17 protein-coding genes are annotated in these 21235 nt (G+C 53.0%); 14 read left to right on the top strand and 3 right to left on the bottom strand.

What is annotated here, in order from left to right:
- Positions 1-17 precede the first annotated feature (17 nt).
- From fhuA to hrpB, 3 genes are all read right to left on the bottom strand, one after another.
- Positions 18-2207 (bottom strand): ferrichrome porin FhuA, encoded by a 2190-nt coding sequence (gene fhuA / locus OLG56_RS17545; protein WP_000113219.1) that lies wholly within the window; start codon positions 2205-2207, stop codon positions 18-20.
- 292 nt (positions 2208-2499) lie between these two features.
- Positions 2500-5022, bottom strand: coding sequence for a bifunctional glycosyl transferase/transpeptidase (gene mrcB, locus OLG56_RS17550; RefSeq protein WP_000918127.1), 2523 nt, complete (start codon positions 5020-5022; stop codon positions 2500-2502).
- Between the two features lie 140 nt (positions 5023-5162).
- On the bottom strand, positions 5163-7592 hold the full coding sequence (gene hrpB / locus OLG56_RS17555) for an ATP-dependent helicase HrpB (protein ID WP_061377188.1): 2430 nt from the start codon (positions 7590-7592) through the stop codon (positions 5163-5165).
- Between the two features lie 72 nt (positions 7593-7664).
- Here hrpB and thpR point away from each other — a divergent pair, with 72 nt between their 5' ends.
- From thpR to panB, 14 genes are all read left to right on the top strand, one after another.
- Positions 7665-8195, top strand: coding sequence for an RNA 2',3'-cyclic phosphodiesterase (thpR, locus tag OLG56_RS17560; RefSeq protein ID WP_001294186.1), 531 nt, complete (start codon positions 7665-7667; stop codon positions 8193-8195).
- Between the two features lie 16 nt (positions 8196-8211).
- A complete protein-coding gene (sfsA, locus tag OLG56_RS17565; RefSeq protein WP_000899412.1) occupies positions 8212-8916 on the top strand; it encodes a DNA/RNA nuclease SfsA in 705 nt (234 codons plus the stop codon).
- A gap of 176 nt (positions 8917-9092) precedes the next feature.
- Complete coding sequence (gene dksA / locus OLG56_RS17570) at positions 9093-9548, top strand: RNA polymerase-binding protein DksA (RefSeq protein ID WP_001155232.1); 456 nt, start codon at positions 9093-9095, stop codon at positions 9546-9548.
- 68 nt (positions 9549-9616) lie between these two features.
- Positions 9617-10513, top strand: coding sequence for a tRNA glutamyl-Q(34) synthetase GluQRS (gluQRS, locus tag OLG56_RS17575; RefSeq protein ID WP_024134219.1), 897 nt, complete (start codon positions 9617-9619; stop codon positions 10511-10513).
- Between the two features lie 161 nt (positions 10514-10674).
- Positions 10675-12072: a polynucleotide adenylyltransferase PcnB gene (gene pcnB, locus OLG56_RS17580; protein WP_204100804.1), complete on the top strand. Its 1398-nt coding sequence runs from the start codon at positions 10675-10677 to the stop codon at positions 12070-12072.
- On the top strand, positions 12069-12548 hold the full coding sequence (gene folK / locus OLG56_RS17585) for a 2-amino-4-hydroxy-6-hydroxymethyldihydropteridine diphosphokinase (RefSeq protein WP_000150780.1): 480 nt from the start codon (positions 12069-12071) through the stop codon (positions 12546-12548). The genes pcnB and folK overlap by 4 nt, the downstream gene beginning before the upstream one ends.
- Before the next feature lie 403 nt (positions 12549-12951).
- Positions 12952-13545 (top strand): fimbrial protein, encoded by a 594-nt coding sequence (locus OLG56_RS17590; protein WP_061377092.1) that lies wholly within the window; start codon positions 12952-12954, stop codon positions 13543-13545.
- A gap of 265 nt (positions 13546-13810) precedes the next feature.
- On the top strand, positions 13811-14548 hold the full coding sequence (locus tag OLG56_RS17595) for a fimbrial chaperone (protein ID WP_000019793.1): 738 nt from the start codon (positions 13811-13813) through the stop codon (positions 14546-14548).
- Positions 14549-14607: 59 nt separating this feature from the next.
- Positions 14608-17214, top strand: a complete 2607-nt coding sequence (locus tag OLG56_RS17600) for an outer membrane usher protein (protein WP_240196750.1) — start codon at positions 14608-14610, stop codon at positions 17212-17214.
- Positions 17201-17767, top strand: a complete 567-nt coding sequence (locus tag OLG56_RS17605) for a fimbrial protein (protein WP_001549988.1) — start codon at positions 17201-17203, stop codon at positions 17765-17767. Before OLG56_RS17600 ends, OLG56_RS17605 begins: the two co-directional genes overlap by 14 nt.
- A 14-nt stretch (positions 17768-17781) precedes the next feature.
- A complete protein-coding gene (gene staE / locus OLG56_RS17610; RefSeq protein ID WP_079900445.1) occupies positions 17782-18390 on the top strand; it encodes a fimbrial protein StaE in 609 nt (202 codons plus the stop codon).
- 11 nt (positions 18391-18401) lie between these two features.
- Entirely contained in the window at positions 18402-18986 is a 585-nt protein-coding gene (locus OLG56_RS17615) for a fimbrial-like protein (protein ID WP_162265146.1), read from the top strand.
- A 21-nt stretch (positions 18987-19007) separates the two neighbouring features.
- On the top strand, positions 19008-20276 hold the full coding sequence (locus OLG56_RS17620) for a fimbrial-like adhesin (protein WP_001628229.1): 1269 nt from the start codon (positions 19008-19010) through the stop codon (positions 20274-20276).
- Positions 20277-20397: 121 nt separating this feature from the next.
- The gene (gene panB, locus OLG56_RS17625) at positions 20398-21192 is read left to right on the top strand and encodes a 3-methyl-2-oxobutanoate hydroxymethyltransferase (protein ID WP_000043005.1); all 795 of its coding nucleotides are present in this window, start codon (positions 20398-20400) and stop codon (positions 21190-21192) included.
- The last annotated feature ends 43 nt before the right edge of the window (positions 21193-21235 follow it).

Consider the following 21235-nt stretch of genomic DNA (forward strand, 5'->3'; position numbering starts at 1 on the left):
CCGTGCCCAAAAAGAAATTAGAAACGGAAGGTTGCCGTTGCAACGACCTGACGTTCTGCGCCCCAGAAACAGCCGTAGGTCTGGAAGCAGCTGGCGACGTATTCGCGGTCGAGCAGATTATTAACGTTAACCGCAATGCTGGAGCCCGCCATACCAAAACGCGCCAGATCGTACTTGACGACCGCATCCATCACCGCTGCGCTGCCTACCTTGAAGCTATTGGCCGGATCGCCGTAACTGGAACCAATAAAACGACCGCCTGTTCCCAGCGTTAAACCTGACAACGGACCGTCGTTGAAGGTGTAATCGCCCCACAACGACGCCATGTGTTCAGGCACCTGCTCTGGCGTATTCCCTTTCAGATTAGTGTCTTTCGTGTATTCAGCATCAGTATAAGTGTAAGACGCCGTCATATTGATGTTAGCCGTCAATGCTGCTTTGGCTTCCAGCTCTACACCTCGCGCACGAATTTCGCCTGCCGGCACCTGCGCTAATGGGTTGGTTGGATCGGCGGTCAGGTTATTGGTTTTGGTCAGCTGATAAACGGCACCCGTAACAACAACCGGCATGTCTTTCGGTACATATTTCACCCCTGCTTCATATTGCTCGCCTTTTGACGGCTTGTAAGAAACGCGTGGGGTGCTCCACAAATCGAAGGCGCTTGGCTCGAAAGATTGGCTATAGCTGAAGTAAGGTGAAATTCCATTATCGAATACGTAGTTTACGCCACCGCGCCAGGTGAACTGGTGGTCATTACGTTCAATATATCCTTCTGTCGGCGTAGTGGAATTCTGACGCACCGTTGTCGCTTGTTTAGACCAGTCATAGCGGCCGCCGAGAGTAAATACCCACTTATTCCATTCCGCCTGATCCTGAACATAGAGGCCTGTTTGTTTACTTTCGTTCATCTGGTACGGCTCAGCGCCGCCGAAAGCAAAGTATTCAGGATGGTAATTGTTATAGAGATCGATTGACGGCGCGCTACCAAACGTCGCGTTAATATCATTACGCATACGCATGAAATCGACACCCGTCAGCAACGTATGATCAATATCGCCGGTCGCGAATTTACTTTCCAGTTGTGTATCTACGCTGAAATTCTGTAAACGCTCGTTGTCAACGATAGTACCGCGGTTAAGCGTATGGCCGTCCGCCGCAATCCCCGTGCCATAGACGCTTTTTTGCGCGGTTTTCATTTCGACAAAACGTAAATTCTGGCGCACGGTAAAAGTGTCGTTGAAGCCATGCTCGAAACTGTATCCCACCATTTTCTCGTTACGAGAATAGGTGTTGTTTGACGCCCCTTCGTTGAAATCCGTTGGCAGACGTTTACCATTCGGTAATGGTTCAACCGTTCCCTCTTTCGGCAGCCATCCGTAGTAGCCGGTCTCTGGTTCGTTCTGGAAATAAGAAAGGAACGTAAAATTCGTTTTCTCATCCGGACGCCAGGTAAAAGAGGGCGCAATCGCATAGCGCTGCGACTCAGAACTCTTTTGCTGTTCGTTTGTCGAACGCGCCAGTCCCGTCAGACGATATGAGAACTCACCGTTGTCATCCAGGGAATCACTAAAATCAAAACCGGTCTGGAACAAATTGTCCGTCCCCATTTTGAATTGAATTTCTTTCAGCGGCTCAGTAGTCGGCCGCTTGCTAACCATCGAAATGATACCGCCCGGGTTGCTCTTACCGTAGAGAACGGACGTTGGGCCACGCATCAACTCAACACGCTCAAGCATGTAGGGATCAATAACCGCATCGTTGTAGAAGTTCCCCTGCAATTTCAGGCCATCCAGATAATTATTCTGGCTCAGGCCGACGGAAGAGAAGCCACGGATAATCACGAAGTCATAGGTATTGGAAGCGCCGCGGCTGCTTACCGTTACGCCCGGCGTGTAACCCAACGCTTCTTTTACTGACTGGAATTGATGCATCTGCATCTCTTCGTTAGTGACCACCGAAACCGACTGTGGCGTTTTTTCGATAGGTGTATCAGTTTTGGTGGTAGTGGCGGAACGCTTCGCGGCGATGGTCGGAGCCGGTCCCCAGGCGCTTTCCTGCGCGGCAGGCGCTGCGGTTACGGTAATGGTTTCTTCTTTCGGTTGAACCGCCGCCTGTGCATAGACAGACATGCCGCTAACCGCTGTGGCTACTACAACTGCGATTTTACGCAGTGAGGAGTTTGGCTGAGCAGTTTTAAGACGCGCCATTGGTATATCTCTGATGAAAGTGAATGATAACGTAAACGATAATTATTATTATAACCGCAGCATGATAGGCGAAATATCGTCGCAATGGCAAGCGATACGCGGCCCTACGAAAACTAAGGGGTTAAGAAACAACCAGATGAAAAGGAAGGGTTAATAAATTAGACTGAAATGTTATTTATGGAGGATTTGCCGGATGGCGACGTAAGCGTCTTATTCGGCCTACGTCGCACATAATGGGGTCGTAACGGTGTAGACCGGGTAAGCACAGCGCCACCCGGCACTATTACCGTGATTAATTGCCGCCGAACATCTCCTTAATCCAGCCGGCAACGCCGTCGCTCTTCTCTTCTTTCGGCGGCTGTTGCTGCGCAGGCTGCTGCGGCTGAGACGACTGATCGAACGGATTGCCTGACGGCTGCTGTTGCTGCTGCATCATCTCGCCCTGCTGGCACAGCGTATTTGGATCGTCCGTCCAGACCGGCAGAGTGCGCATACCGCCGCTACAGACAAAATTACCGTCGTAATCAACGCCCATATCCACCACATCTTCCGGCGGCGTCAGAACTAAAGGCGTCGGCGTCTGGTTCGCCAGATAGCGCTGGTAAATCGCCATCGCGCCGCTGGCGCCGTACAATTTCGTCGGCTGGTTGTTATCACGGCCTACCCAGGTGATAGTCACCTGGCTGCCGTCGATACCGGCAAACCAGGTATCGACATTGTTGTTTGTCGTCCCGGTTTTACCCGCCAGATGCAGACCCGGATATTTCGCGCCAAGCTGACGCCCCGTACCACGCTGGACGACCTGCTGCATTGTCCAGAGCGTCAGGTAAGCCGCCTGTGCCGGTACAGCGCGTTCAGCTTGCGGATAACTTTGGTACAGCACTTTACCATCTTCCGCAATAACTGAACGCAGCGCTGATAACGGCGCGCGATTTCCGCCGCTGGCGATAGTCTGGAACGCCTGCGCCACTTCGATCGGCGTCAGGTTCAGCGCTCCTAACAGCATAGCCGGAACCGGATTGAGCTGATCTTTCGGCACGCCGAGCTTCGTCCAGGTATCGGTTACCGCCGGTAAACCTAACGCCATCCCCAGATTGACCGTCGGTACGTTCATTGAGCGAGTTAACGCATCCACCAGCATCACTTTCCCGCTTTCGCTGTAGCGACGATCGTCGTTCTGCGGCGACCAGACCTGACCATTCGGCTGGCGCAGAGAAATCGGCGCATCGGCAATCCAGGTGTTCAGACGGTATAAGTTCGGCTGACTTAACGCGGTCAGATAGGTCGCCGGTTTCGCCAGCGACCCGATGGAACGGCGCGCCTGCATGGCACGGTTATAGCCGGCATACTGCGGCTCCGCCCCGCCAACCATCGCGCGCACCTCGCCGCTAAAGCGATCCACCACCACCATCGCGGTTTCCAGATCGCTCAATTTACGCTGCTTCTTCAACGCCGGAATACCTTCGACAACGGCTTTTTCTGCGGCATCCTGCGCCACGGAGTCAAAGGTGGTGAAGATCTTCACGCCGGAGAGATCTTTAATTTTATCCCCCAGCTTCGCCTGCAGTTCCTGACGAACCATCTGCATAAACGCTGGCTGCGGTGAAATAACGCCGCCGCGCGGCTGTACGCCAAGCGGACGCGCGCTCAGCATGTCATAGAGTTCCTGATCGATGATTTTCTGCTGCTGTAACAGGCGTAACACCAGGTTACGACGCTCCAGCGCCAGTTTCGGGTTGCGCCACGGGTTATAAATCGACGCCCCTTTTACCATCCCCACCAGTAACGCCTGCTGATCGAGGCTCAGTTCCTCTACCGGACGACCAAAGTAATACAGGCTCGCCAGCGGAAAACCGCGAATTTCATTGTCCCCGCTTTGACCGAGGTAGACCTCGTTCATGTACAGCTCAAGAATACGATCTTTACTGTAACGGGCATCCATGATCAGCGCCATGTAGGCTTCATTCGCTTTACGCCAGTATGATCTTTCGCTGGAGAGGAACAGGTTCTTCACTAGCTGCTGGGTCAGCGTACTGGCCCCCTGCACCGTGCGTCCCGCCGTCAGGTTGGCCAGCACCGCACGCCCGATAGAGTAAAGACTAATGCCATCATGCTCATAGAAATGACGGTCTTCCGTCGCCAACAGCGTATCGACCAGCAGATCCGGGAAACCGCTGCGCGGGACGAATAAACGCTGCTCGCCATTTGGCGAAGAAAGCATGGTGATAAGCCGCGGATCGAGACGGAAGAAGCCAAACTGGCGGTTGTTATCCAGATTGACGATGGTTTCCAGACGCCCGTCACTGAACGTCAGCCGCGCGCGCACCTGCCCTTCTTTGCTGTCCGGGAAGTCAAACGGACGACGGATCATCTCAATGCTATTGGCCTGCACGGTAAATTCGCCGGGACGGGTCATCTTCGTCACCAGACGATACTGCGTCGCTTCCAGCAATTTTACCATCTCGTTTTTGCTGACAGGCATGTCTGGCTCAAGGTTCACCATCCGGCCATATACCGCCGCCGGAAGCTGCCAGACCTTGCCATCGATACGGCTGCGGATTTTTTGATCCAGATAGACGCCGTAAATGGCGAACAGCACCACAAAAACGATAAACAGTTTTAGCAATAGCCACAGCCAGCCACGCTTGCCACGAGGCTTACGCCCTTTGCCCTTACCTTTACGCGGCATCGGTTCTTCATCCTCATAGTCATCATCATAATCGTCGTCATGCTGCCGACGACGGCTCACCTTTTGTTTCACAGGACGTGACGGTTTCCCCTTACGTCCAATCGGCTCGCGGTCATTCCCCGCCATGCTTTTTCTCCGCAACATACAGGCGCAAAGGCCCGATTCTCTATTCTTCCGCCAGACGACAGAAGAAGAAATCTCTCAATTTACCCTTTTGCCGGATGGCGATTAACGCCTTATCTGGCCTGGAGGCAACGTATAACACGTCACGAATACTTCTTCGTGCGCCGCGTTGGGGCCGTATTCGCCGGATCGTCCGGCCAGACATGTTTGGGGTAACGGCCCTTCATCTCTTTTTGCACTTCGCGATACGCCCCCTGCCAGAAAGCGCTTAAATCGCGCGTAATCTGTAGCGGTCGCTGCGCTGGCGAAAGCAGTTCCAGCACCAGCGGCACGCGGCCCTGAGCGATGGTTGGGGTCTTCGCTTCGCCAAACATTTCCTGCATTCTGACCGCCAGCGCGGGCGGGTTATCTTCATGATAACGAATCGTTATTCGGCTTCCCGTCGGCACAGTGTAATGCCCAGGCAGTTCACTATCCAGACGTTGCAACATGGCATAGTCAAGCAGTCCCCGTAACGCCTGAGTCACATTCAGAGATTTCAGACTCCGTAACGACTGTACGCCTGTCATGTGCGGCAGCAACCAATTTTCCAGAGTCGCCAGCAGCGACGCCTCATCCACGGCAGGCCAGTCATATTCCGGCAGCCATTTCGCCGCACAGTGCAGACGCAGACGGAACTGCTCCGCTTCCGGCGTCCAGTTAAGGACGGACAGACCTTTATCGCGGATGCCGTTCAGCATCGCCTGATGAAGCTCCTCTTCAGACGGCTTCGCCAGTGGCTGAACGCTAACCGTCAACTGTCCAATACGCATTCTGCGCCATGCTTTCAACGTTCCCTGCGCCTCGTCCCATTCAACCGTGTCAGACTGGCGCAGTAAATCAGGACACGCCTGAATCAGCGAGGCGATATCCAGCGGCTGCGCCAACAATATTCGGGCGTCCGGCGAGGCGCTACCTTGCAGCAACAGCGGCGCGATCAGCCATTCATGACGTCCCAACGCGTCATCCGCATCTAACATCGCGCCCATACCATTGGCTAACTGATAGCGCCCTTCCTGACCACGACGCCGCGCGATGCGGTCGCTAAACGCTCTGGCCAACAGCGGCATAATAAGCGCGCTATCCGGCTCGCCATTACGCACCTGCAGCCGTTTTAAAAGCTGCTGGCTACGCTGCTGCCAGCCCGGCTGTCGCCGCGAAAATAGCCCGCTTAAATCCGTACCGCCGCCGCGCGGCGGGTCCTCAAGGATGGCCGCGAGCATGGCGGCGGTGGCGGCGCTATCGCCCTCGCCGGCGTTGACTAACATCGCCGCCAGACGCGGATCGTTACCCATTGCCGCCATTTTCCGGCCCCGCGCGCTTAACCGCTCGCCCTCCAGCGCGCCTAACATCAATAATAAACGGCGGGCGGCCTGAAGATTCACCTCCGGCGGCCTGTCCAGCCAGAAAAGCGATGCCGGATCGTGACATCCCCACTGCAACACCTCCATCAACAAACCGGAGAGGTCGCTGTGTAAGATTTCCGGATCGCTTTGCGCCGCCGCCCGCTCCGCCTGTTCTTTTGCCAGCAGATGTAAACAGATACCCGGCGCCAGTCGTCCGGCACGCCCCGCGCGCTGCGTCATTGACGCCTGACTGATACGCTGCGTAACCAGCCGCGTCAGTCCCGTTCGCGCATCGAATCGCGCCACGCGCTCCTGAGCGCTATCGACGACCAGACGAATCCCTTCAATCGTCAAACTGGTTTCGGCAATGTTAGTCGCCAACACCACTTTACGCATCCCGGCGGGGGCGGGAACAATCGCTTTGCGTTGCGCCTCCAGAGACAATGCGCCATACAGCGGACAAAGCAGGACATCGCTCCCTACCCGCGACGCCAGATGTTCATGAACGCGCTGTATTTCGCCTACGCCGGGTAAAAATAGCAGCAGCGAACCGTTTTCATTGCGCAGCAGTTCCGCTGTCGCCATCGCGACGGCTTCATCAAAACGCAAATGCGCCGCGAGCGGCTGATAACGTCGCTCTACCGGGAACGCGCGCCCCTCCGAGACGATCGTCGGCGCATCAGGCAGTCTCTGACAGAGCCTGTCGTTATCCAGCGTCGCAGACATGATTAACAGCCTGAGATCGTCACGAAGCCCTTGCTGGATATCCAGCAACAGCGCCAACGCTAAATCCGCCTGTAAACTGCGCTCATGAAACTCATCCAGTATCACCAGCCCCACGCCGCGTAATTCGGGATCGCGCTGAATCATTCTGGTCAATACGCCTTCTGTCACTACTTCCAGCCGGGTACGCGGCCCCACGCAGCTTTGCGCGCGCATCCGGTAACCTACCGTTTCGCCAGGCTTTTCATTCAACGCTTCCGCCAGACGCTGCGCGACATTACGCGCCGCCAGACGACGCGGTTCAAGCAGGAGGATTTTTCCAGCAACCGGACCTTGTTGCAGGAGTTGCAACGGCAGCCAGGTGGATTTCCCCGCCCCGGTAGGCGCGGACAACAAAACCTGCGGCGCGGTTTTTAGGGCTGTCAACAATTCAGGCAATACGGCGGCAACGGGCAATGACGTCACAAACGGCTCCACGGGGTTAACTTTCTTTGCGCCGCATTGTAGCATCGTGTTAATCCATAACCGAGTATCCCTATGTCTGAGCCAAAACGGCTGTTTTTTGCGATTGACTTACCCGACGACGCGCGCACGCAAATTATCGCCTGGCGCGCCGCTCATTTTGCGTCTGAAGACGGACGCCCCGTCGCAGCGGCGAACCTACACCTGACGCTGGCCTTTTTAGGCGACGTCAGTAACGATAAGCAGCGCGCGCTTGCGCAACTGGCCGGACGAATTCGCCAGCCGGGCTTTACGCTACATCTGGATGACGCCGGTCAGTGGCTGCGTTCACGCGTGGTGTGGCTGGGGATGCGCCAGCCGCCGCGCGGGTTGTTGCAGTTGGCTAATATGCTGCGCGCGCAGGCCGCCCGCAGCGGTTGTTACCAAAGCCCGCAGCCTTTTCACCCGCATATTACGCTGCTGCGCGACGCCAGCCATACGGTGGCTATCCCGCCGCCGGGCTTTTGCTGGTCATTTCCGGTCACGTCATTTGCGCTTTACGCCTCTTCGTATGGGCAAGGCCGTACCCGCTATGCCGAGCTGCAGCGCTGGACGCTGGGCGAATAATAATGAAGGAATGTCGATGCTATTCTCCCCCCCTTTACAACGCGCTACGTTGATTCAGCGCTATAAACGTTTTTTAGCCGATGTGATCACCCCTGACGGTACGACGCTTACGCTGCACTGTCCTAATACCGGCGCAATGACCGGCTGCGCCACGCCAGGCGATACCGTCTGGTATTCGACATCAGAAAATACTAAACGCAAATATCCGCATACCTGGGAATTGACTGAAACGCAATCCGGCGCATTCATTTGCGTGAATACGCTGCGGGCGAACCAGCTAACGAAAGAAGCGATTCAGGAGAATCGCCTGCCGGCGCTGGCGGGGTACAATATTCTGAAAAGTGAAGTCAAATATGGCGCCGAGCGCAGCCGTATAGATTTTATGTTACAGGCAGATTTCCGCCCGGACTGCTATATTGAAGTGAAATCGGTCACGTTAGCGGAAAAAGAAAACGGTTATTTTCCCGACGCCATTACCGAACGAGGGCAAAAACATCTTCGGGAGTTGATGGGCGTTGCGGCGGCAGGTCATCGCGCGGTGGTGGTGTTCGCGGTGCTGCACTCCGCCATTACACGTTTTTCACCCGCACGTCATATCGATATAAAATACGCGCAGCTATTGAGCGAGGCTCAGAATAAAGGCGTGGAAGTTTTAGCTTATAAAGCAGAACTTTCAGCCCAAAAAATGGAACTGAACGAACCAGTACCCATAACGTTGTAGTGGAATAACAGCCTGATTATTAAGTATTCTGGCCGCGTGCGTAAATACGCTTTTCCTCACAGGGTTGTCAAGTGTTACGTTTAGATAATTGCTATCCGGAAAAGCATCTGCTATTTATAGCGACCTGATTTTCCCCCGAACATGGGGATCGATAGTGCGTGTTAAGGAGAAGCAACATGCAAGAAGGGCAAAACCGTAAAACATCGTCCCTGAGTATTCTCGCCATCGCTGGGGTGGAGCCGTACCAGGAGAAACCGGGCGAAGAGTATATGAACGAAGCCCAGCTATCGCACTTCAAGCGTATTCTTGAAGCATGGCGTAATCAACTCCGGGATGAAGTCGATCGCACTGTGACGCACATGCAGGACGAAGCCGCCAACTTCCCCGATCCGGTCGATCGCGCCGCGCAGGAAGAGGAGTTTAGCCTGGAGTTACGTAATCGTGACCGTGAGCGCAAACTGATCAAAAAGATCGAGAAGACGCTGAAGAAAGTGGAAGATGAAGACTTCGGTTATTGCGAGTCCTGCGGGGTGGAGATTGGTATCCGCCGCCTGGAAGCGCGTCCAACAGCCGATCTGTGCATCGACTGCAAAACGCTGGCTGAAATTCGCGAAAAACAGATGGCGGGTTAATCCCGTTCGTTTCTACCCTATTTATGACAGGCGGGAGTTTTCCCGCCTTATTCTTTATTGCCCGCAGCATGACTGACTCACACTATATTGGCCGTTTCGCGCCGTCGCCATCCGGCGAACTGCATTTCGGCTCGTTAATCGCCGCCCTCGGCAGCTATCTACAAGCCCGTGCGCAACGCGGAATTTGGCGCGTTCGTATAGAGGATATCGACCCCCCACGTGAAGTTCCCGGTGCCGCAGCGACCATTCTGCGCCAGCTGGAACATTACGGCCTGCACTGGGATGGCGAGGTCTTATGGCAATCACAGCGTCATGAGGCTTATCGCGAGGCGCTGGCCTGGCTTCACGAGCAGGGACTGAGCTACTACTGCACTTGCCCCCGCTCGCGCATTCAACGTCTGGGCGGTATTTACGACGGCCATTGCCGGACGTTATACCACGGGCCGGAGAATGCCGCCGTCAGAATTAAACAGCAGCATCCGGTGATGCGTTTCCATGATGCCTTGCGCGGCGATATTCAGGCTGACCCACAGCTGGCGAGCGAAGATTTTATTATCCACCGCCGCGACGGACTGTTTGCTTATAATCTGGCCGTGGTGGTCGACGATCATTTTCAGGGAGTGACGGAGATCGTCCGCGGCGCAGATTTAATCGAACCCACTGTCCGACAACTTTCGCTGTATAAACAGTTTGGCTGGCGTGCGCCAGGTTACGTGCACCTTCCGCTGGCGCTCAACGAACAAGGCGCTAAACTTTCCAAGCAAAATCATGCCCCTGCGCTTGCGACAGGCGATCCGCGCCCGGTACTGATCCAGGCATTGCGCTTTTTAGGCCAACGCGCCGTCGTAGCGTGGCAGGAGATGTCTGTTGAGGAGTTGCTACGCTTTGCGGTGGAGCACTGGAGGCTTGCAGCCGTACCCACATCGGCTAATGTAAATCCGGCATTCTCAAATGCGTCTCGCTGAGCTATGATTAGCCGCTATTTTTGCTCATCGTCTTTCGCATTGCTGCGGCGTTAATGATGCTTACAGCCCAGGTCGCGTTGTTCTCTTACGCCCGTCTGCCGTAATGCGAAAGACATAGAGTAAGTTGATCTTATTAATGTATGACACTACCGAGGTGCGCTATTTTTACCCGAGTCGCTAATTTTTGCCGTAAGGTGTTAAGCCGCGAGGAGAGCGAGGCAGAACAAGCCGTCGCCCGTCCACATATGACGATTATCCCGCGTGAACAGCACGCTATCTCCCGCAAAGATATCAGTGAAAATGCCCTCAAGGTACTGTACAGGCTGAACAAAGCGGGCTATGAAGCCTACCTGGTCGGCGGCGGCGTCCGCGATCTCCTGCTCGGCAAAAAGCCGAAGGATTTCGACGTGACCACCAACGCAACACCGGATCAGGTACGGAAATTATTCCGCAATTGCCGTCTGGTGGGGCGTCGTTTCCGCCTGGCTCACGTGATGTTTGGCCCGGAAATTATCGAAGTGGCAACGTTTCGTGGTCATCATGAAGGCAGTGAAAGCGACCGTACGACCTCCCAGCGTGGGCAAAACGGTATGCTGCTGCGCGATAATATCTTCGGCTCTATCGAAGAAGATGCCCAGCGCCGCGATTTCACCATCAACAGCCTTTACTACAGCGTGGCGGATTTTACCGTGCGCGATTACGTCGGCGGGATGCAGGATCTGCAAGAAGGCGTGATTCGCCTGATCGGCAATCCGGAAACGCGCTACCGCGAAGATCCGGTTCGAATGCTGCGCGCCGTGCGTTTCGCTGCGAAGCTCAATATGCGTATCAGCCCTGAAACGGCTGAGCCAATCCCGCGTCTGGCAACCTTGCTAAACGACATTCCTCCCGCGCGCCTGTTCGAAGAGTCGCTGAAGCTGTTGCAGGCGGGGAACGGTTTTGAAACCTATCAACAACTGCGGGAATACCACCTCTTCCAGCCGTTGTTTCCTACCATTACGCGTTATTTCACCGAAAACGGCGACAGCGCAATGGAACGCATCATTGCGCTGGTGTTGAAGAATACGGATAACCGCATCCGTAACGAAATGCGCGTTAATCCGGCATTTTTGTTTGCCGCCATGTTCTGGTATCCGCTGCTGGAAATGGCGCAAAAAATCGCTCAGGAGAGCGGTCTGGCCTATTACGACGCTTTCGCGCTGGCCATGAATGACGTGCTGGATGAAGCCTGCCGTTCGCTGGCGATCCCGAAACGTCTGACCACGCTTACCCGTGATATTTGGCAGCTTCAGTTACGGATGTCCCGTCGTCAGGGCAAACGCGCCTGGAAGCTGATGGAACATCCCAAATTCCGCGCCGCGTTTGATTTGCTGGAGCTGCGCGCTCAGGTGGAAAATAATACTGAGCTGCAACGTCTGGCGCAGTGGTGGGCCGAGTTTCAGGCTTCCGCGCCGCCGGAACAAAAAGGGATGCTCAACGAGCTGGACGACGATCCTGCTCCACGCCGCCGCCGTTCACGTCCGCGCAAACGCGCGCCGCGCCGCGAGGGCACCGTATGACGATCGCGTATATCGCGCTTGGCAGTAATCTGGCCTCTCCGCTGGAGCAGGTCAATGCCGCCCTGAAGGCTATCGCCAACATTCCCGATAGCCGTATCGTTGCGGTTTCTTCGTTTTACCGCACGCCGCCGCTTGGCCCACAGGATCAGCCCGATTACCTGAACGCCGCGGTGGCGCTGGATACCGCCCTCGCCCCCGAAGAATTGCTTAACCATACCCAGCGCATTGAGCTGCAACAGGGCCGGGTGCGCAAAGCGGAACGCTGGGGGCCGCGCACGCTGGACCTCGACATTATGCTGTTTGGCGATGAAGTCATTAACACCGACCGTCTGACGGTTCCGCACTACGACATGAAAAACCGCGGTTTTATGCTGTGGCCGCTGTTTGAGATCGCTCCAAAACTGCGCTTCCCCGACGATGGCGTCGCGCTGACGCAGCTTGTTCATCAACATACCCCCGCACCAGCATACTGGTAATTTTTAATTAATATTATTTTTAAGAAACCTGTATTATTACTTCGCTCACTAATTAATGGAATAAATCCAATCGTTATTTTCTCTTAAAAGATTGTTTAGCAAAAATGAATGTCATTTATATGTAAAATTATTAAATTGATTCAGTGAATTCATTAACATCCCTCTCCCCCTAAAGCCGCTTTTTTTGCAGATTTAATGTACTATCTTGTTTTTAAACATCATTAAAAAACATATAAACCTAATCAGCATTTTTGCTTTTGAAAAAAAAATTCACCACAAATATCTTTTAAACAAACATATAATATTTCGTTATTTTACATAATGAAATATACGCATAGAATATGCCGTCCCTCTTTAATCTTATTGAAGTGGTACATTTATCTCATTTTGTAAGGATGCAAGTATGAAAAAAGTTCTCCTGGCAACAGCCGTATTTATGGCTTTAGGCTCTTCTTCCGTTATGGCTGTCGAAGGTGGTCGTATTAATTTTGAAGGTCTGGTCAGCGCTGAAACCTGTAAAAAAGTCGTCAGCTCCGCTGTTGGTAATAGCAATATCGACGGTACGGTTACTCTGAAAACCGCACACGTTAGCGATGTTACCGCAGAAGTTCAAAACAGCACCGCAGGCGTAAACGCAGAAGATTTCTCCATCATTATCGACTGCTCCGATGCTGGCACAGGCCTGGTGAAATCACATCTGACGATGTCCTCCTCTTTTAGCAATACGAAGGGCACCCTGGATAACGACGAAACGCTGACCCGCAGCGGTATCGAGGCGGCGAAAGCGGTTGATATCGCGGTTCACCATGTTGACGATGCCAACGCTCTCTCGCTGGTGAAAATCAACGATCCTTCTAACACGATGGAAGAAAGCTTTACCAACGGTATCGCAACCTACAACTTTAAAGCGTCTTACGTGAAATCGTCTGATGCAGGTGCCAGCGTGACAACCGGTCTGGTCTCCACCAATGCGATTTATACCTTTACTTACGAGTAATAGTCGCCTCTCAGATTGCTGACAACGCTATTGGTGCTGTTTAATGTTGGGCTGCGTCTTGCCCCATAAAACCAATAACTCAATGAATATAAATGAGTTAATTTTTACGGGTTAAATAAAACCCAACATTTATTCAGCTTCGGTGTTTGTCATCAGTCTCGCTGTCTTTAACAGACAGTATTACAGACGATGCACATTGCAGGGTAGTAGCAAATTTCGGCGCTACTTACCCTGTTTCGGATATTCAATACAGCAAGGACGGCTTATGTCTCACTCTTTAAAGTTTACTTTGTCTGCTATCGCTCTGACCGGGGCATTATTTAGCTCTGCCAGCCAGGCCGATATTATTATTTCTGGCACGCGTATTATTTATGATGCAAATAAAAAAGATGTCAGCGTGCGTCTGGAAAATAAAGGTAAAAGCCCATTATTAGTTCAGAACTGGATAGATCTCGGCAATGATAATGCCGAGCCGGGCAGTATTAAAGCGCCCTTCGCCGCCACGCCGCCGGTATCACGAATAGAACCTAAGCGCGGGCAGTCGATAAAAATTATGTATACCGCCACAGAATCGCTACCGAAAGATCGCGAAAGCGTTTTCTGGTTCAACGTGCTGGAAGTTCCACCGAAGGCAAATACCAACCAGGAAGAAAATAAGAATTTGCTCCAGTTGGCGTTTCGCACCCGCATCAAACTATTTTATCGCCCGACGGGTTTACCGGGCGCCCCGGCAGAAGCGGCAAAACAGCTGAAATGGCAGGTCGCCAGCGAACAGGGCCATGCCGTTCTTCGCGCCGATAACCCGACTCCGTATTACGTCTCCTTTAACTCTGCCACCTACACCAGCGGCGGAAAACGCTATGACGTCGACGCGACCATGGTTGCCCCCTTTGGCAAAGCCGCCTTCACGGTGAAAGGACTGCAAAACGCCAGCGCAGGCAAACTGGAATTCCAGTCCATTAATGACTACGGCGGCATCATCGCTGGCTCAGCTTCACTGTAATGACGTTATCACAAAGCAGGATGAAAAAGACGGTGCAAAACGTTTCCACAACCAGGACCATGCCAAAAAAGACGTTGCTCGCGATGTGCTGTGCGTTGTTTTACAGTCAGCCCGGCCTGGCTGCGGACATCGTTGAATACGACAGCACATTTCTGATGGGCGATGGCGCTACGTCTATTGATGTCAGCCGCTATTCTAATGGCAACCCCACGCCAGCGGGAACGTACACCGTGAGAGTGTTTGTCAATGAGAAGGCCGTCGCCAGCCAGACCATCCCGTTTATCGATATCGGCAAAAAAAGCGCCGAGGCCTGCCTGACCATGAAAAATCTGGCGCAGCTACACATTAAGTCGCCGCAAAACGTCGGCGAAAAAGCCATTTTGAAGAAAGGCGACGACGAGAACAGCGATTGCTTAAACCTGCCAGCGCTGATTGAACAATCCAGCGTGACGTTTGATATGGGCGACCAGCGCCTGGATATCGTCGTGCCTCAGGCATGGGTTAACAAAAGTTATGACGGCTATGTGGAACCGTCGCTATGGGAAAACGGAATCCCGGCCGCGCTACTCTCCTACAACATTAACGGCTATCACAATACCAATCACGGTGTCGATAACGACAATATGTACGCCGCTTTCAATACCGGTATTAACCTCGGAGCATGGCGTTTTCGCGCCAACGGTAACTATAACTGGAACAATAACAGCGGCAGTAACTTCGATTTTCAGAACCGCTACATCCAGCGCGATCTCACTGCGCTGCGCTCGCAACTGATGTTAGGCGAGGCGTACACCACCGGCGAGACTTTCGACTCGGTCAGCATTCGCGGGGTGCGTCTGTACAGTGACTCCCGTATGCTACCGTCACAGCTTGCCAACTACGCCCCTGTGATCCGCGGTGTCGCCAATACCAACGCCAAAGTCACCATTACCCAGGGCGGCTACAAAATTTATGAATCAACGGTGCCGCCAGGTCCGTTCGAGATTAACGATCTCAGCCCTTCTGGCTACGGGAGCGACCTCATCGTCACTATCGAAGAGGCCGACGGCAGCAAGCGTACCTTTAGCCAGCCCTTCTCCTCGGTAATGCAGATGCAAAAACCCGGCGTCGGGCGCTGGGATGTCAGCGCCGGGGAAGTGAATGACGACGATCTTCACGATAATCCGTATGTCGCGCAGGGTACCTACTATTACGGTTTGAACAACTATCTGACCGCCTATACTGGCGTTCAGGCTACCGATAATCACTACCTGGCGGGGTTGCTCGGCATGGGCCTCAACACGCCGTTTGGCGCCATCGCGCTGGACATCACCCATTCCCGCGCGGAGATCCCTGACGATAAAACCTATCAGGGACAGAGCTACCGCTTAACGTGGAACAAGCTGATTGAAGCCACTGATACCTCGTTTAACGTGGCGGCCTACCGCTATTCAACCCAGAATTATCTGGGGCTGAACGATGCGCTTCAGTTGATCGACGAAGCGAAATATGGGGATGACGACCAGCGCAACACCATGAATAACTTTGCGCGCCTGAAAAACCAGATCACCCTCAGCATCAGCCAGCCGTTACAGTATGGCGAAACGGATTACGGTTCCTTTTATCTCTCAGGCTCCTGGACAGATTACTGGGCGACGGGCGACAGCCGCAGCGATTATACGCTGGGCTACGGCAAAGGCTTCTCATGGGGCAGCATGAGCGTCAACCTGCAACGCACCTGGGATGAAGACGGTAAAAAAGATGATTCGCTCTATATCAACCTGAGTATTCCGCTCGCCAACCTGCTTGGCGGGGAGAGTCGCCGTTCCGGTTTTAACACCCTCTCCACGCAGATGCGGACGGACTTTAACGGTGGCCATAACCTGAGCATGAACAGTAGCGGTAGCAGCAAAGACAATATGCTGAACTATAGCGTAAATACGGGTTATACCATGCAGAAAGAGGGCAAGAGCATCTCTGATATCGGCGGCTATGCCAGCTATCAATCCCCGTGGGGAGATATTTCGGCCTCAGCCTCTGCCAATAACGATAGCAGCCGACAATATTCGCTCGCGACAAACGGGGGCTTTGTCCTGCATGGCGGCGGCCTGACGTTCACTAACGATAACTTCGGTAATAGCGATGCCATCGTGCTGGTAAAAGCCCCCGGCGCGAAAGGCGCACGCATCAATGGTGGCAACAGCACCATCGATCGCTGGGGCTACGGCGCGACAAACTCGCTTTCCGCCTACAGAGAAAACCTGGTCAATGTCGATATCGACACACTGGAAAACGACGTTGAGCTTAAGAGCACCAGCGCAACTCTGGTGCCACGCGATGGCGCGGTGGTCTTAGCCAGTTTTGAAACCGACCAGGGACGCTCGGTCATTCTTAACATGTCCCGCAATGACGGCAAAGCTCTGCCGTTTGGCGCAGAAATCTACGAGAACGATGTGCAGATCGGCAACATGGGCCAGGGCGGACAGGCTTTTGTTCGCGGTATCAGCGATGCGGGCGAACTCTCAGTACGTTGGTTTGAAGAAAACCAGCCAGTAACTTGTTCAGCAACCTTTGCGTTGCCTGCAACGCAACAAACGGTAGGGTCCAGCCAGACCTTACTGTTAGACCACGTAACCTGTCGTGTTAATAACCTTAAATCAAATGGAATAGACAATGAGAAGGAATAAGCACCTTTTAGCAGCCTCTGTGCTCGCGATGATATTTCCACTGACCAGTCAGGCGGAAGATATCAACGTTGACTTTACCGCTACCGTGCTGGCCACGACGTGCAGCATGTCGATTGCGGCGTTAGATGGCTCGAACGTATCGGGTGATGCTACCAGCGGCTATACGCTGAATGTCGGCGATGTCGGGTTGGATAAAATCATAAAAAAATCAGCGGAATCGCAGAAAAACTTTAAGTTTGTGGCGAAAGATTGCAGTGCCGCCCTGACGAAAATTACCACCGCACTCGGCAGCTCTGCGGATGCCAGCGGCAACTTTATTAAAAACCAGTCTGCGGCGTCCGATGCGGCCAGCAATATTGGTATGGGCTTTAAGCGTAAGAGCACCACCGATGAAACCTATTTCACGCCAGGCTCCGGTTCAATTACCTGGACTGACGACGAGCGCACAGCAAACGAAGTAGAGATGACGGTTGCGCTGCGTGAACTGACCGACGGCGCGGGTACCATGGGTGCCTTCAGCTCTACCGCTACGTTTAACTTCACTTATCAATAACAGGGACGATGATAATGAAAAAGCAAGTATTGCGCGGCGTAATCTTAGGCGCACTGGCGACCATGACCGCGGGCGTATCAACAATGACGCAGGCCGATGGCACCGCCAGCCTGGACTTAACGGTAAATGCCAACATCACGGCGGGAACCTGCTCCGCATCGGTGCTGGACGGTGAAACCGCCACCGATACCATCGCATTTGGCAACGTCTACATTTCGGAAGTTTTTGCCAAAACAAAAGTCAAAAGCTTTAAACTGCGCTTCAGTGACTGCGCGGGATTAAAAGATAAAAAAGCCTCTTTGGTCATTGCGCCAAGAGATGCAGGTTGCGCAGGCAGCGATTCGATTAACGCAGAATTTGCCAACGCCTCCACAGCGACGTCTAAAGCACAGAGAACCGCTGTTGAACTCTGGACAACAGCTACCCCGGAAGGTTCTAACAGCGTCCAGTTCCACTGCCGTAACAAAAATGCGCAAGAGATTGATCTGAGCAGTGCAAGTTCAACCACACCGGTTGATTATCCGTTAAGCGCTCGCATGGTGCCGGTTACCGGTTATGCAATCACTGCGCTAACAGCAGGTGACTTCTATTCCCCCACCACCTTCACCATCACTTACCAGTAATGGTGATACCAATGAGACGTTTGCGCAGACTCATGCTCGCCACGTTATTTTCAGGGCTGGCAACAGCCCTGTTTATCGCGCCGCTGTATGCCGACACCAACGTGGATTTTACCGCCACCGTGCAGAAAGATACCTGCCAGATTGAAATTGACGGTAATGGTACAATCAGTTTAGCGACCGTCGGGCCGAGCTACTTTGCCGATGGCATCACGGCGGAAACGGACTACGGGGGCGGCAAGGAATTTCTGATTAAGTTGATAAGCTGCCCGGTTAGCGACGGCGCAATCACGAACGTCACGTTTAACTTCTTACCACAGAGCGGGCAGTTCGTTACCGGTAATAAGCAGGTGTTTGCCAATGATTTAGCGACCAGCACAGACGGTGCCTCCAACGTCGGCGTAGTGATTTTTACCACCGAGTCACCCCGCCATAACGTTCTGAACACCGATGGCTCCTCGCGGGCAACCTTTGCCGCGACGACATACAGCGATACCTCATGGACATTTTATGCCCGGATGCAGAAAGTCCTCAGTAACGACGTGGTCGTCCCCGGCAAACTCAGCAGCCGCGTGCTGGTAAATGTTGAATATGAATAACGTGAGGACCAGTTAACTATTATGATAACAAAATGCGACCACCGACTGATGCTATTAAACACTCAGAGACTAAAGAGTGCTATTAAAATTATATCATTATTACTGTTTTCTTTCGTTTCTTTTGTAACGCCTTCATATGGCTGGTCACTATATGTAGGCCAATATACAAAGAATAAAAGGGCAAACGAATGGGAAGCGGTTCAGGATTTTACAAAATCCTACGCACCCAAAAACATGCTTAATCCAATAGCTATTCATAACGGCTCAGGGCTGCGTGAAATCTCAGTGTCGAATAATGCGACAGAACTCGACCCCGGTACTGGGCTAAGTTGTAACAAAGATCATGATAACCATGTGCTGACAATGTATCATGGCTACAAGAGCGCCGGTAAAACCTACAACGGTAATATGTTATGGGAAACCAATATACCTGGTATGTATATTGGTATCGAAGTCACCAATATCAACTTTGGCGGCCAATACTGGGGTGAAAAATTCTGGATAAACTGGAGCAACGGAGAAACGTCCGGCGCAAAAAAATTTGATTTAACAAATATCACACCAAAGGATGGTCGTTTCGAGGCCTGTAACAGGTTAACCAACTGGACCTATTATGGATTAGGCGGTATTGTTCTGTGGGTTAAATATCATTTGTATATTGATGACTCTTTTAATCCTGCCGGAGCAACTTCGTTATCCGTTTCGCTACGAAAAGAACAATCGTATGATTTTCAATTTGCTTCATCACCAGCCTTCTCAGGCTCACATAATTTATATTACGATGTAGCGCCAAATCAGTTGACGATTAACTATCCTACCTGCCAGGCCAATGCGGTCACAGGCGATGGGGTAACAAATTCAACGGTCCCATTTGGGGAACAGAATGCCGAAGACATTTCGGCGAATACCATTAACCGCAAATTTTCCATAAAGCTCAGTAATTGCGCTTACGTTAAAGAATTGAATGTTACGTTAAGTTCTGCAACGGTAGGAGGACAGGATAACACCTTGCTCGGTAATACACTTACCGGCAGTGAAGCGGCTGGTGGCATTGGTGTTATGATCGAAGGGGAGAAAAATCCAAACAGTCCTGCTGACTGGACCTTACTTAAGCCAAACATCAGCAGTTCTATTTATTCTTTTACTAATTCCCCGGATTACGGAAATAGCGAAATTGGGAATGCTGAGCAGGTAATGAATTTCCAGGCGACCCTGAAACAGGATGGTAACAAAGCGATAACCCCAGGAAAATTCAAAGCTACGGGTAAATTCACCATTACTTATCCCTGATGTTTATTCCGGCAGACCTCCTCTGCCGGTTTTTTCCTTTCCCACAAAGCGCTAACACTTTCTTCGGTCATTCCCCTACAATGCGGCCATTCTATTCATCAATATTATGGCCGGAGAGGTTATGAGCAAACCCACCACTATCTCACTGCTGCAAAAATGCAAACAGGAAAAGAAGCGCTTCGCGACAATCACCGCCTACGACTATAGCTTTGCCAAACTGTTCGCCGATGAAGGCATCAACGTGATGCTGGTGGGCGACTCCCTGGGCATGACAATTCAGGGGCACGACTCCACCCTGCCGGTCACCGTGGAAGATATCGCCTACCACACCCGCGCCGTTCGCCGTGGCGCGCCGAACTGCCTGCTGCTCTCCGACCTGCCGTTTATGGCTTATGCCACGCCGGAACAGGCGTTTGAAAACGCGGCCATCGTGATGCGCGCCGGGGCCAATATGGTCAAGATCGAAGGCGGCGCCTGGCTGGTTGATACGGTGAAAATGCTCACCGAACGCGCCGTGCCGGTGTGCGGCCATCTGGGGCTGACGCCGCAGTCGGTGAATATCTTCGGCGGCTATAAAATTCAGGGGCGCGGCGACGCCGGGCAGGTGCTGCTGGATGACGCGCTGGCCTTAGAAGCGGCGGGCGCACAGCTGCTGGTGCTGGAATGCGTGCCGGTTGAACTGGCGAAGCGCGTCACGGAAGCACTGTCGATTCCGGTGATCGGCATCGGCGCGGGCAACGTTACCGACGGGCAGATCCTGGTAATGCACGACGCGTTCGGCATCACCGGCGGCCATATCCCTAAATTTGCGAAAAATTTCCTTGCCGAAACGGGCGACATGCGCGCAGCTGTACGGCAGTATATAGCTGAAGTGGAGTCCGGCGTTTATCCGGGCGAAGAACACAGCTTTCACTAATTTTTCTAACCGTGCCGGATGGCGACGCGACGCGTCTTATCCG

The organism is Salmonella sp. 2018103, assembly GCF_026247685.1.
GTDB classification, from domain to species: Bacteria; Pseudomonadota; Gammaproteobacteria; order Enterobacterales; family Enterobacteriaceae; genus Salmonella; species Salmonella enterica.